General features: G+C 46.1%; 12 protein-coding genes and 2 pseudogenes. 11 read left to right on the top strand and 3 right to left on the bottom strand.

Annotation, left to right across the window (positions count from 1 at the left end):
- Positions 1–103: 103 nt before the first annotated feature.
- The 6 genes from C2M17_RS01410 to C2M17_RS01390 all read left to right on the top strand — a co-directional run bounded on the left by C2M17_RS01410 (position 104) and on the right by C2M17_RS01390 (position 3,827).
- Positions 104–370 (top strand): hypothetical protein, encoded by a 267-nt coding sequence (locus C2M17_RS01410; protein ID WP_105188985.1) that lies wholly within the window; start codon positions 104–106, stop codon positions 368–370.
- Positions 371–923: 553 nt separating this feature from the next.
- Positions 924–1,283: a hypothetical protein gene (locus tag C2M17_RS15825; protein ID WP_158683958.1), complete on the top strand. Its 360-nt coding sequence runs from the start codon at positions 924–926 to the stop codon at positions 1,281–1,283.
- 127 nt (positions 1,284–1,410) lie between these two features.
- Positions 1,411–1,860, top strand: coding sequence for a hypothetical protein (locus C2M17_RS01405; RefSeq protein ID WP_105199090.1), 450 nt, complete (start codon positions 1,411–1,413; stop codon positions 1,858–1,860).
- Between the two features lie 113 nt (positions 1,861–1,973).
- Positions 1,974–2,348, top strand: a complete 375-nt coding sequence (locus C2M17_RS01400; protein WP_105199089.1) for a hypothetical protein — start codon at positions 1,974–1,976, stop codon at positions 2,346–2,348.
- A gap of 30 nt (positions 2,349–2,378) precedes the next feature.
- Positions 2,379–3,050 carry a hypothetical protein gene (locus C2M17_RS01395; protein ID WP_158683957.1) on the top strand — a complete coding sequence of 224 codons (672 nt, stop codon included), beginning with the start codon at positions 2,379–2,381 and terminating at the stop codon, positions 3,048–3,050.
- A gap of 123 nt (positions 3,051–3,173) precedes the next feature.
- Complete coding sequence (locus tag C2M17_RS01390) at positions 3,174–3,827, top strand: hypothetical protein (protein ID WP_105199087.1); 654 nt, start codon at positions 3,174–3,176, stop codon at positions 3,825–3,827.
- 346 nt (positions 3,828–4,173) lie between these two features.
- Here the strand turns inward: C2M17_RS01390 and asnS are convergent, their stop codons facing one another.
- Complete coding sequence (gene asnS, locus C2M17_RS01385) at positions 4,174–5,571, bottom strand: asparagine--tRNA ligase (RefSeq protein ID WP_105199086.1); 1,398 nt, start codon at positions 5,569–5,571, stop codon at positions 4,174–4,176.
- 546 nt (positions 5,572–6,117) lie between these two features.
- Between asnS and C2M17_RS01375 the strand changes: the two genes are divergently transcribed.
- Entirely contained in the window at positions 6,118–6,549 is a 432-nt protein-coding gene (locus tag C2M17_RS01375) for an ATP-binding protein (RefSeq protein WP_105199084.1), read from the top strand.
- A gap of 53 nt (positions 6,550–6,602) precedes the next feature.
- Here C2M17_RS01375 and C2M17_RS16150 read toward each other — a convergent pair.
- Together C2M17_RS16150 and bioA are read right to left on the bottom strand one after the other, a co-directional pair.
- Positions 6,603–7,940: pseudogene (locus C2M17_RS16150) on the bottom strand (KamA family radical SAM protein).
- Positions 7,941–8,123: 183 nt separating this feature from the next.
- Positions 8,124–9,424 (bottom strand): annotated as a pseudogene (bioA, locus tag C2M17_RS01365) (adenosylmethionine--8-amino-7-oxononanoate transaminase).
- 95 nt (positions 9,425–9,519) lie between these two features.
- Here bioA and bioB point away from each other — a divergent pair.
- Genes bioB through bioD form a run of 4 tightly spaced genes read left to right on the top strand, consistent with a single transcriptional unit; the run spans position 9,520 to position 13,120 of the window.
- Positions 9,520–10,563, top strand: coding sequence for a biotin synthase BioB (gene bioB / locus C2M17_RS01360; protein WP_105189673.1), 1,044 nt, complete (start codon positions 9,520–9,522; stop codon positions 10,561–10,563).
- Entirely contained in the window at positions 10,564–11,703 is a 1,140-nt protein-coding gene (locus C2M17_RS01355) for an aminotransferase class I/II-fold pyridoxal phosphate-dependent enzyme (protein WP_105199083.1), read from the top strand.
- Positions 11,700–12,443 carry a methyltransferase domain-containing protein gene (locus C2M17_RS01350; protein WP_105199082.1) on the top strand — a complete coding sequence of 248 codons (744 nt, stop codon included), beginning with the start codon at positions 11,700–11,702 and terminating at the stop codon, positions 12,441–12,443. Before C2M17_RS01355 ends, C2M17_RS01350 begins: the two co-directional genes overlap by 4 nt.
- A complete protein-coding gene (gene bioD, locus C2M17_RS01345; RefSeq protein WP_105199081.1) occupies positions 12,440–13,120 on the top strand; it encodes a dethiobiotin synthase in 681 nt (226 codons plus the stop codon). The genes C2M17_RS01350 and bioD overlap by 4 nt, the downstream gene beginning before the upstream one ends.
- Positions 13,121–13,126: the final 6 nt, after the last annotated feature.

Below are 13,126 nucleotides of genomic sequence, written 5' to 3'. Positions count from 1 at the left end.
GTTAACTAGTCTGTTAAAAATATATCATTCAGAAAAGTGAGCGGTAGCGTAGTAGAAAAACGCGCGATTCGCTCGCTATAAACATGTTATATGAATCTTGAGTATGATTGAAATCGTCATCGTAATTTTCGTTGGTTTTATCTTGATAAAAGCGGTTCGTCATTCGCGAAAAGTTAACAAAGATTTCTCTCAACTTGATAAGCAACAAAAAGATGAGTTGGTTGAATTAGTTAATACCAATCCCAAAAGGTATTTCCTGTCAGGCGGTTCATTTACGAAGTTACCTAAGCCGTTGGCAATCATCGGAAATATTCTAGCTATTTGTGTAATTTTGTTTTTTGTGGTCTTATTTATCGCAGCACTTTCATAGCGTTATTGGGTTAAATTCATATAACAAGTCAATAATGGCATGGACGCAAAACGCATGGCTTGCGCTCCTTCGTCGCTGAGTATAGCCATGCATTTATGCGCCCCATATTGAGGCATTATACGTACAGGGAGGTTTCGTGCTAATTTTCTTCATTCTTTTTTCTGCAATGTTTGTTGTAAATATTGTTGTTATATCGAAGCTAAAAAGTAAATATCCCAAAGTTTTAGATAAAGCTGGCTCCCCCTCTGGTTTGCTGAGCAATACTACCAATGCTTCATTTACGTATGGTTTTATTGGCTTAAGATTGTACCGACATGAAAATCTGGACTCTAACACTATGAATTGGTGTAACTTACTTTTTATTATTGCTTGGTTATTTCTAATTAATTTCGCTTGGTTTTCATATAGTATGATTGAAGCAAGGTTATAGTACGTATAACAAGGCATTTAAACGGAAAATTTACAGTTGGCTGTTTTTCGTGCCTAAAACATTTTAGCCAACAGTAATTTTCCGCTTAATGCGGCGTTAGCAGCCCAATGGAGATCGTGGCATTTGAGACACCTTTCGATTGCATTATTTAGCCTTCTCGCTTTTGGGTGTTCCGCAGAATCTGAATTCACTCAAACTGACTGTGAATACTTAAACGAAGACTATTTGATAGTCAGCTTTTCTAGCGACTCAGCAAGTAGAACACTCTCCATTGGAAACTCAGCTTTGACATTTAAAGGTACAACTTTAAAAGATATGAAGTGGTTAGCGGAGTATTCTGATATTCAATCGGTCTCGTTTGAGAATGAAGTAGTGTTAAAAATCACTTTGAAATCAGGCTTTGCTAAAAATATTGGCGAAGTAAGCGATAGTTGTAAGGTGTTGATCAATAAACACTTTGAAGAAAGAGGCGTCGTTTGGTAGCGTATTGAGCTGCTAACAAGCAACTAAAGCGGGACTGCTAACGCTTGGCTCAGTTTCGCTACGCTACACAAGTTTAGCCAAGCATTATCAGCCCCTTAGTGGGGCGTTAAATGCCATTGGTCGAGCGATGATTAAGCCAGCAAAAGGTACAAGCCAATTCAAGATCGGTACTCCATTCGGGGAAGTGGACTTCTCGGGCGCTGAGATATATGCGGTTGAAGAAAGGGGCGAGCTCCAAGTCCATAAGAGCAAGCATATCTGGTTCTTTTTTAACTCCAAAACCAATGAGCTGGACCAACTTTCCCTCTTTGCACCATTCACTGAGAAAGTCCTTGGTAAGGTTGGCATTGGAGACAGTCTGTCGGACGTTCATGAAGTTTTAGGTAAGTGCTGTGTAAACGATAAAGTTCACGAACCTTACAATTATCCAGGGGTGGCTTTTGAAACCAAAGGTGGTAGTAGTGATGGAAGCGCCATCGTCGAGTCTATTTCCGTATCAAAGCCATATCCTTTTTATGGTGACATCCCAAAACACATTGCATCCAACATGCACGGCAAAAAAAAGAGGCTTCCATAATGTGCAAGCTGGCATTTAACAAGGCAATCAACTTCAGCCCTTCGGGCTCGGACCTCCAAAACGCTATGCGTTTTTCCGGCCCGTTATTGCGGCGTTATACATCTAGTTAGAATATGAAAAAATGGAAAGTTCTCTTTGCTATTTTTAGCTTTATTTATGTAATAAGTTTGGTGCAATTACCTTTTGAAGATGACCTAACTATTAGTGATTTCTTTGGTGCTGTTACGGGAGGGCTTACGCTAGTGCCACTTTATGGCTTTGCTTATCAAGTCGTAGTATGTCCGAGAAGAGTTGCTCAGCTAATAGCTGTTTTGAATATGCTTTTAGCTACATACTTACTTTACTATGGGGTTTTGGTATTAATTGGCTATTTTACTATAGGGCAAGTTATCGCCACTATATTTTGTGTTTTTTTCTTGTTCGTATTTATATATCCACAGTACATGTATGCCTTCAAGTGCGAGAAGCTGTGGCAAAAAGATGTATAACAAGCGCATGAATGAATGGACGTCTAAAGCTTGGCTGACGCTCATTCCTCGCTAATTTTAGCCAAGCTTAATCCGCCCATTATGCGGGCGTTATATTTTCAGGGAGATCTAGTTTTGCGTCATAGTCTATTTGCCATAACGATAATTTTCTTAACTGGTTGTGCAGCTGCATTAGTTCCATACACCAGCGATCCAAATCAAAAGTTGTCCGATGCATATTGGCTCTTTGACACCAAACAAAGAGCGTTGCCTGCACAAAAGCTCATTTTGGAATCAATTGAAATATTTAAAGAAGAAAGTAATCAGTCAGGACTCGCAAAAGCGTACGTCACTTATGCTATTTTTCTGAGATCTTACGCTGTCGACAGGTATGCAGAACATTACAAAGAGACTGGTTTCAATAATGGGAAAATAGCTTTCAATGATCGATATAATGCTTCTATAGAGTATTTAGAGAAATCTGTTTCCATATACCAAGAAAAAAAGGAGTTTGATAATTTAACAAACACCTATTTACATATGGGATTTTCATACCTTACAGATAACAATGTTGCTAAAGGTTGTGAGATGTTCTTGAAAAGTTTAGAAATGAACAAAGTTTTCATAACAAAGAATCCTGACGCCAAGTTGAATTTAGGCGGATATAACTCGTATCAAGAATACATTGATAACAAAATGCAGCAGGCAAAATGTCCCGCGTAATGAAAATATAACAAGCCAAGTCAACGGGACAATTTTAAGCTGGCTCCCGTCGCTTCGCTCCTTATTTTAGCCAGCTTAAAAGTTGCCCCTGCTTGGGGCGTTATAACAACAAGGGGAGTTTGCGTGAGTAGTCAATCTTCAAGCTCAATAGAAGAACAAGAAGAAATTCAAGAACAGCACAAATTACTAATAACCAGTAACTTTGTTAACAAGTCTAAAAAATTTAAAAACCATGCTTTTATAGTACAAGGTGAACCATTTTCATGGGGAATCACTATTAAAAACATTGACACTAAGCCAAGTCCAGAAGCAGTTGTCACACTTGCTGGTATCAGAGATTTAAATGAAAAATATTTTCAATGTATGGAAGAAAATGAAAAGTACGTGAGGTCCTTAAACCCAAATGAAGAAATCTATATTGAAATAGATAGAGCAACAATTTATTTAGAGGGCATGCAGTGGTGTTATGTAGATATTGAGCCTAAAGATAATAGTCATTTTTTTGTTACTTACCAGTACGATGCGAATCATAAAAGAATTGTCAGATATTCTGAATATGAAGATGATAATAATAAGTGGATAGATCACATGTACATCCAAAAGAAAATGGAATTACTTCAATCAAGAACAAATCAATATATACTTTTGTTAACTGTAATCACTGTTTGGGAATCTGTATTTGGCATTAAGAATACGATAAAAAATCTGGCATTTATATTTTCTACATTATTTAACTGGATTGCAGGTGGAATTGAGTGGCTAGGTAAGTTGTTATAACAAGCACTTTAAACGGAATATAAACAGTTGGCTATGTTTCGCTTCGCTCCACAATTTTAGCCAACTATTTCTGTCCGCTTAAGTGAGCGTTACCGAATAAATACTCTAACGTGTTTCTGTCCAGAAGTGAGTTACAACGAGTATGATACTTTAATACTCAGTTGTAGCTTGATTCGGACTTGATAGTAGCATTTAGTATGAATCTTTATTTTTGGTCATGTTTAATCTTAAACGGTTCGAGCAGGGTTGCTTGACTGTTTAGTATGAAACTTTATTCCTCTCCTACAATAACTCAAAGTAAAAAACCGCTCATTGAGCGGTTTTTTGTTTGCCATTTAACTAAGTATTAGTAAGTAGCGCTGCCCTTAGTACGAGGGAAGGCGATAACGTCACGAACGTTGCCCATACCGGTTACATAGGCAACCAAGCGCTCAAAACCTAGACCAAAGCCTGAGTGTGGCACTGTGCCGTAACGGCGTAGATCACGATACCAGCTGTAGTCTTCTTTATTTAGACCCATTTCATCTAGGCGGGCATCCAGTACGTCCAAACGCTCTTCACGTTGTGAACCACCGATGATCTCACCGATACCAGGGGCAACCACGTCCATGGCCGCCACGGTTTTGCCGTCTTCGTTCTGACGCATATAGAAGGCCTTGATATCGCGTGGGTAGTTTTTGATAACAACCGGTGCTTTAAAGTGTTCTTCGGCCAAGTAACGCTCGTGCTCTGATTGCAGATCTACGCCCCACTCAACAGGGAATTCGAATTTCTTGCCACATTCTTTCAAGATTTCGATGGCGTCTGTGTAATCCACCTGAGCAAAGTCTTTGCTCACGAATTCTTCTAGACGTGAAATCGCTGTTTTCTCGATGCGCTGGGCAAAGAATTCCATGTCGTCACGGCGCTCTTCAAGCACGGCGGCGAATACATATTTGAGCATGTCTTCGGCCAGCTTGGCGATGTCGTTCAGATCGGCAAAGGCCACTTCCGGCTCAACCATCCAGAATTCCGCCAGGTGGCGCGAGGTGTTAGAGTTTTCGGCGCGGAATGTTGGACCGAAGGTGTAAATCTTAGACAGAGCGCTGGCATAGGTTTCGCCGTTGAGCTGACCTGATACGGTAAGGAAGGCTTCTTTACCGAAGAAATCCTGGCTGTAATCTATGTCACCCTTGTCGGTCAGTGGCAGGTTCTGCATATCAAGGGTCGATACACGGAACATTTCACCGGCACCTTCACAGTCACTGGCGGTAATAATAGGCGTGCTGATCCACATATAACCACGCTCGTGGAAGAAGCGGTGGATGGCTTGCGATAAGCAGTTACGCACGCGCGTTACGGCACCAATCACATTGGTACGTGGACGCAAGTGGGCATGCTCACGCAAAAATTCGATGCTGTGGCGCTTGGCCGCCATAGGGTAAGTATCCGGGTTCTCAACCCAGCCAATCACCTCAACGGCTTCGGCTTGAATTTCAAACGCCTGGCCTTGACCTTCGGAAGCAACCAGCTTACCAGTTACAGACACAGAGCAACCAGCGGTTAAACGAGTGATTTCATCATAATTATTAAGCGAATTGGGCACGACTGCTTGAATAGGATCAAAACTCGAACCGTCATGAACGGCTAAAAACGAAATACCTGCTTTTGAGTCGCGACGTGTACGCACCCAGCCCTTAATGGTCACCTGGCTGTCCACGGCAACGGCGCCTTTTAATAGCTCGGCGATTGCTGTATGGCTCATTTTCACTCCAATGATTACTATTGCCCAAGTTGCTTAGCCCTTGTTCAGGCTCTTACTAAGCAGCTTTATTATGATGTAAGTTAAGAGGCCTATCTTAACCGTGTTCGGGTGAGAAAAAAACTGTCAATTACGCTCTTTACCGCTTAATTGCTGAAAAATGGCCAATAATTCACCTAAACTAAAATTGAGCGTGAAATTATAAGGCTTAGGGGGATGTTACGAGGCGACGGAGCGGGCCCTTTTATATTGATTGGCTGGTGTGCAGCATTGGGATGGAGCTTGTTTGTACTTGTTTTGCTCATCATCCATTAGGGTCGCCGGAGCAGGATTTTGGCCAGTGGCGCTATTTAGGCGTACAAACACAGGATTTTTGGCTATTAAGTGCAAAAAATCCGCCTTAATGTTACTTGGGTTGTGCAGTCTGTGCCCAGTTTGTGGCATTATAAGAGCCAGAAAGATAAATAAAATGATGTAACTAGCGCCTCTATCCTTAATTGCCTGGGCGTTTTTGTGCATCAGCTTCATGCTAGCCTTAGTGAGTAGTTAATGAAACAAGCGTTTATTTTGCGCGGTTTACCTGGCAGCGGTAAAACCAATTATGCGCACAACCTGGCCGACGATTTGGTCGCCGGCGACAGCAGTCAATATGTCATTTGCAGCACCGATGATTACTTTGTCGGCGCCGAGGGTTATCAATTCGATAAGCATAAGCTTCCCGAATACCACAACCTTAACCTAGCACGCTTTATCAAGGCCCTGAGCGAGGGTATTCCCTTGGTGATCGCCGATAACACCAATATAAAAAAATGGGAATTTATTGCCTATCTAGAGGCCGCTCATGCTTTGGGTTATCAGGTTAAAGAGGTGATAGTGGGTGAGGTTAAGGACAAGGCCATGCAGCACCTTTATGCTCAGCGTAATACCCATAATGTGGCGCTGAGAACCATAGCGAAGATGGCCTACCAGTTTGAATGGTAGTCACTGCCTCAGCAAATAAAAAATCCCGCATTAAGCGGGATTTTTTTATGTCCTTACATGGCGTTGTATTCGTCTTCCCAGAAGAACTTCTCTTCGCCAAAGGCTGGTTTTAGGTCATCAAGCCAGGTGGCGGCTTCATCGTATTTGGCAAAGAAAGGACGTTGCACCCAGTCCGGATTGCGGGCCTGAATGAATCGCAGTACGAACACCTTTTCACCGGCGATCTCGCTCACACCCGATACTTCGACCTTGCCTGGGCCGGCACTCATTGACGGGCCACGCACGGTGCGACTTACTCCGGAGATCTGTTTATAGGCTTCACGGAAGGTTTCCCAGGTTTTGTGCAGGGGCAACTCAAAGTAGCGTTTTGCACCCGTGTCCCGCTCGATAAACATATAGTAGGGGATCATGCCTAGTTGGGTTTGCTCTTTCCACATCTCGGCCCACATATTGGGATCGGTGTTGATGTTATTGAGCAGTGGCGCCTGGGTGCGAATTTGCGCCCCGGTTTTGCGAATTAAAGCGATGGCTTCGCGGGTGGCCGGACTGCGCAGCTATTGCTTATGGTTTACATGGGCCATAATGGACACATGCTTACCGGCATCGACCAATTCCTTTAATAGTGCCAATAAGTCCTGCGCGTCCGGGTCGGTCAGGTATCGGTATGGCCAAAAGGTCAATGATTTGGTGCCAATACGGATAGTGCGAATATGATCAAACTCCGGCTCTTTTAACTTTTCAAGATAGCCACGCAGTTTGATCGTGCGCATAACCATGGGATCACCACCTGTCATCAGTAGGTCGGTTACTTCTGTATGCTCGCGCAAATAACCGTGCAGCAGTTCGGCATCGTTATTGTTAAAGCGTGTGGCTTTACCTACAAACTGCGCCCAGCGAAAGCAAAAGGTGCAGTAAGAGTGGCAATATTGGCCCTGAGATGGAAAGAAGAGGACGGTTTCTTTGTATTTATGTTGGATCCCTTCGACGCGCTCGCCATCTAGCTCAGGCACGTTCTTTTCCATTTGTCCGGCGGGATGAGGGTTCAACTTTAAGCGAATTTCCTGGGCCAGCGTCATCACTTCTTCAGCACTGGGGTTGCTTCTATGCAGCGCCGCCATTTGTTCGTATGACTCGTCATCAAGCATACCGCGCTGCGGAAAGGTCAATTGAAAGACGGGATCATTGGGTACCTTATCCCAGTCGATCAATTCTTCAATGACAAAATTATTGACGCGGAAAGGGAATACACTTGCGACCACCTTCATTTCAAAGCGCATATGCTCTGGCAGTTGATGCAAAGCCTCAATTTTATCAATTTGGCGATGTTGATACACGGTAAACCTGGGTGGGACAAAGGCCTCCGCTGGCTGAATCTGGACGTGTTGCTGCATAGAAAATCACTTGCTTATTGAAAAGTTTCGTACTCTAACAAAAAGCAAGGGGCGATTCCTAGCGAAACGCTGGAATTACTCGGAAAATTTCACCATAAAAGCGTTTTTAATCACTTTTATGGTGATTTTATTGATTTGTACAAAAACAAATAAGATCGCCGCTAGGTTATAAGATCGTTTGATCTAGTAATGTCTTTCGGCAATGGCTTGGTAAATGGCATTGCACAGGGTTTCTATGTCCTGCTCTGAACTCACAAAAGGTGGCATAAGGTAGATAAGTTTACCGAAAGGTCGGATCCACACGCCGTTCGCTACGAAAAAGCGCTGAATTTTGGCCACATCGACATTGCTATCGAGCTCCACCACGCCGATGGCGCCCAAGGTACGCACCGACACCACAGCATCAAGCTCCGTACAGCGCGTCAGTTGTTGTAGCCAAAGATTGATGTTGCCGACCTGTTGCTGCCAATCGTTTTCCTGTAACAGGCTCAGGCTGGCGTTGGCCACGGCGCAGGCCAGGGGGTTGCCCATAAAGGTCGGGCCATGCATTAGGACACCGGCCTCACCACTACAAATGCCGCGGGCGACCTTATCCGTGGTCAGGGTTGCGGCTAAGGTCATATAACCGCCGGTTAGGGCCTTGCCCACACACATGATATCCGGGCAGATATCTGCATGTTCGACGGCGAATAGCTTGCCGGTACGGCCAAAACCCGTGGCGATTTCGTCGCAGATCAGCAGTACATCATATTGGTCGCACAGGGCGCGAACGGCCTTTAGGTATGCGGGGTGGTAGAAGTTCATGCCGCCGGCATTTTGCACTATGGGCTCGATAATAAAGGCGGCAATGTCTTGATGATGCTCGGCAAAGTAATGGGCTAATTCGTCCGCTTCATGCTCGTTAAATTCGCCATCAAAGGCACTTTGTGGCTGCGGCACAAAAATCTGCTCGGGCAAAAAGCCGCGATACATGCTGTGCATGGAATTAACCGGATCGCATACGCTCATCGCCGCAAAGGTGTCGCCATGATAGCCCTTGCGTGGGGTCATTATTTTATGCTTTTGCTTATAACCTTGGCTAAACCAGTACTGCAGCGCCATCTTGATAGCCACTTCAACACTGACCGAACCACCGTCAGCCAAAAACATCTTATCCAGTGGCGCCGGGGTCATGGCAATCAGCTTTTTACATAGTTCTACCGCCGGGGCGTGGGTAATACCGCCAAACATCACATGGCTCATTTTTTCGCTTTGCTCTTGCAGTGCACGGTTTAAGCGTGGGTGATTATAGCCATGCAGTGCACTCCACCACGAGGCCATGCCATCGACCAAACTCTCGCCACTGGCTAAATGCAAGCGGGTACCGCGGGCATGGGTGACCGGGTAGTTGGCAGGGGCTTAAGCATGGAGGTGTAGGGGTGCCAAATATGGTCACGGTCAAACTCGACATCGATAGAATTGCTTTCTGTATAATTATTGTTCATAGGTAAACTTTAAACATTGCACTGGCGTTGACAATACTAAGGCAACTCGTAGACTGATACAAAATAAGTTTACCGTCGATAATAAAGAGAACCCTATGCAACAGGCTGAAATCCGCCATAACTGGACCCATGAACAAGTAAAAGCCCTTTTCGAAATGCCTTTTAACGACCTTCTGTTTAAGGCGGCGAGCATTCATAGGCAGCACTTTAATCCCAATGAGGTGCAGATCTCGACCCTACTATCGATTAAAACCGGCGCCTGTCCGGAAGACTGCAAATACTGTCCTCAGTCCGGTCATTATAAAACTGACCTAGAGCGCGAGCGCCTGATGGAAGTGGAAAAGGTCGTGGAGCAGGCCCGTTTAGCAAAACAAAAGGGCGCGACCCGTTTTTGTATGGGCGCCGCTTGGTCCGATCCTAAGGACCGCGATATGCCTTACATCGAAAAAATGGTTCGTGAGGTCAAAGAGCTTGGCCTTGAAACCTGTATGACTCTGGGCATGCTGGATAACGATAAGGCGCATCAGTTGCGCGATGCCGGTTTGGACTATTACAACCACAACCTGGACACCTCGCCTGAGTATTATCAGCAGATCATCACTACTCGTACCTATCAGGACCGTTTAGACACTCTAGATCATGTTCGCGATGCCGGCATGAAGGTATGCTCCGGCGGTATCGTCGGTATGGGCGAGCAGGCCAAAGACAGATACGGCCTTTTGATCCAGCTTGCTAACCTGCCAAAACAGCCAGAAAGTGTGCCAATTAATATGCTTGTTAAGGTAAAGGGTACGCCGCTGGAAAATGTTGACGACCTGGATCACTTTGAATTTATCCGCACCATAGCCGTGGCGCGTATCATGATGCCGAAGAGTTATGTGCGTTTGTCTGCCGGTCGTACGGCCATGAACGAGCAGATGCAAAGCATGTGTTTCTTTGCTGGTGCCAACTCCATTTTCTACGGTGATAAGCTACTTACCACGGAAAACCCGGAAGCAGACACGGATATGAACCTTATTCGTAAGCTAGGCATGCGCCCGGCTCAGGGGGAGGACTATTCAGATGAAGCCTACGAGGCATCACTAAGCTCGGCAATTGCCGACAAGGCCGAATCTGAGCTGTTCTACGAAGCAAAATAAATGGCGTTTGACTATATCAATGACGCATTAGAAACCAGACGGCAGCAACACCTGTTGCGTCGTCGGGTACTGGTGGAAGAGGTCAGTGCCCGCAGCATTCGTGTGGCTGGCAAGGATTATCTTAACTTTGCTTCCAACGACTATCTTGGCTTGGGGGACTTACCCTTGTCTGGCCTTGATGCTCGCTCTGGCGCGCACAGCTCTCCCTTGGTTACAGGCTATCAGCGTTGCCACCAAGCATTAGAGCAGCGTTTTTGTGATTTGCTTGGCTACCAAGCTGCCATGCTTTTTCCGAGCGGCTTTAGCGCCAATATCAGCGTATTAAAAGCCCTGTTTGGAGAAAGTAATGATGGGCTTATTGTTCAGGATAAGCTTAATCACGCCAGTTTGATCGACGGCGGTCTACAGGCCAATGCCGCTATGCAGCGTTTTAATCATAACAATATCAGTCACTTGCAGGCCCGTTTGACCAAGTCCAAGGCGAAAAACAAGCTGGTGGTCAGTGAGGGCGTGTTCTCAATGGACGGGGATTGCGCCCCGGTTGCGGATATTCATAGCCTGTGCCGAGCCCATGATGCCTGGTTTATGCTTGATGACGCCCATGGTTTTGGCGTGCTGGGGAATGGTTTGGGCACAGCCTATGGAGAAACAGATAACGAGCGCGCCCGCCCGGATATTCTGGTGATCACCTTTGGTAAGGCCCTGGCTAGCAACGGTGCAGTAGTGTTGGCCTCAACGCCCGTGATTGAGCTGTTATTACAAAGTAATCGCGATTATATTTATTCCACCGCGGTGTCGCCTATGCAATGCGCCGTTACCGAGCAGCGCCTTACTCAATTGCTTGACGCTCACGCCGAGCGCCAGCAACTTGCGCGTAATATCGCTTATTTTAGAGAGCGTTGTGCGCAAGCGTCTTTGGCATTAATGGACTCACAGACGCCAATTCAGCCGCTGATCGTAGGTGACAGCGAAAGCGCCTTGCAAATGCAAACCGATTTACGTGAGCAGGGTATTTGGCTCAGTGCCATTCGACCGCCTACGGTTGCCCACAATACCGCGCGTTTACGCATTACCCTGACCGCTGCCCATCAAGAGCAGGATATAGACACCTTGGTCAAGGCCCTGGAGTCCTGTCGATGAGCGCGGCGTTAAAACAACAAACCCAATCCCACTTTTCCAAGGCGGCGGGTCGTTATCAGCATCATGCCCGCGTACAGGCCAGTGCCAGCGAGGTGCTGTTAGCACATCTAGCACAGCGGCCATTAGGGCTGTGTTTGGATTTAGGGGCGGGGCCCGGTGTTAACAGCGCGGCTCTTGAGGCGCAAAGCGATGCCCTGATAGCCCTTGATTTATCGCCCTCGATGCTGGCACAAATTCGTACGCAAAGCATTAAGCTCTGTGCCGATATGGACGCGCTGCCGCTGCAGGCCAACTGTCTGGATACGGTATTTAGTAACTTTGCCATGCAATGGTCGAGTGATTTAAACATCGCCCTGGCCGAGCTTTACCGCGTGCTTAAACCTAAGGGGCGTGCTTTTTTGGCCATAGTTGCCGCTGGCTCTTTGGTTGAGGTAAAAAACGCGTTTGCCGGTATAGGGCGAGCGGCGATTAATCATTTCGCTAGCTTTGAAGAAATACAAGGTGCAGCGCACAATGCCGGTTTTAATGTCAATTGGCAGCAAGAGTTGCCCTTGTACGACACCTATGCAAGTGCCAAGGATGCGTTAAAAAGCTTATCTGCCATAGGGGCAAACAGTGCCGAGCAGGGCCATAAGGCGCTTACCAAGGGCGAATATCTTCAAGTGTTGCAGTGCTTAGGGGGCGACAGCCCAGAGGTTGCCCTGAGCTATAACGTGGTCTTTTTGGAACTTATTAAATGAAGCAATTTTTTATTACCGCCACGGACACGGATGCCGGTAAAACCCATGTAACCAGTCTGCTGCTGAAATTGGCTGTGCAACATAAACGCAAGGCTTTGGGCTTTAAACCCATAGCTGCCGGTGCCGAGCAGGCCTTTGGTCGTCTGGTTAATACCGATGCGCTGACATTAATTGAAAGCGGTAATACGCAAGCACTTTACGAGCAGGTAAACCCCTTTATTTATGAGCCGCCCATAGCTCCTCATATTGCCGCAGCGCAACAGGGTGAACAAATCACACTGGCCAAGCTAAATAAGGCGTATGAAGAGATCAGCGCCTTGGACGCAGATATCTTGCTTACCGAGGGTGCCGGGGGCTGGTTATTGCCTATCAATGATCAAGAGTTACTCAGCGACTGGGTGGTGGCGGCCAAGCTCCCTGTGATCTTAGTGGTCGGCATGAAGCTCGGCTGTTTAAATCATGCCTTGCTCACCATGGCATCCCTGCAACAGCAAGGAGTGGAGGTAGCTGGGTGGATAGCCAATCAGGTTGACCCTGACATGGCCGAATACGATGCCAATTTGGCCACCTTAAAGGCGCGCATGCCTGTGCCCATGCTGGCCGAGAGTCCTTATACTGAGGGCACCCCAAAACTGCGTATTCATGGCACCTTATTGGATGTGCTGGCGCTGCGCTAGCGCTTT

It is taken from the genome of Pseudoalteromonas sp. T1lg10 (genome assembly GCF_002964545.1).
Classification (GTDB): Bacteria; Pseudomonadota; Gammaproteobacteria; order Enterobacterales; family Alteromonadaceae; genus Pseudoalteromonas.
Note: the sequence above shows the minus strand (reverse complement) of the source record. Positions and strands in the feature narration are given on the sequence as shown.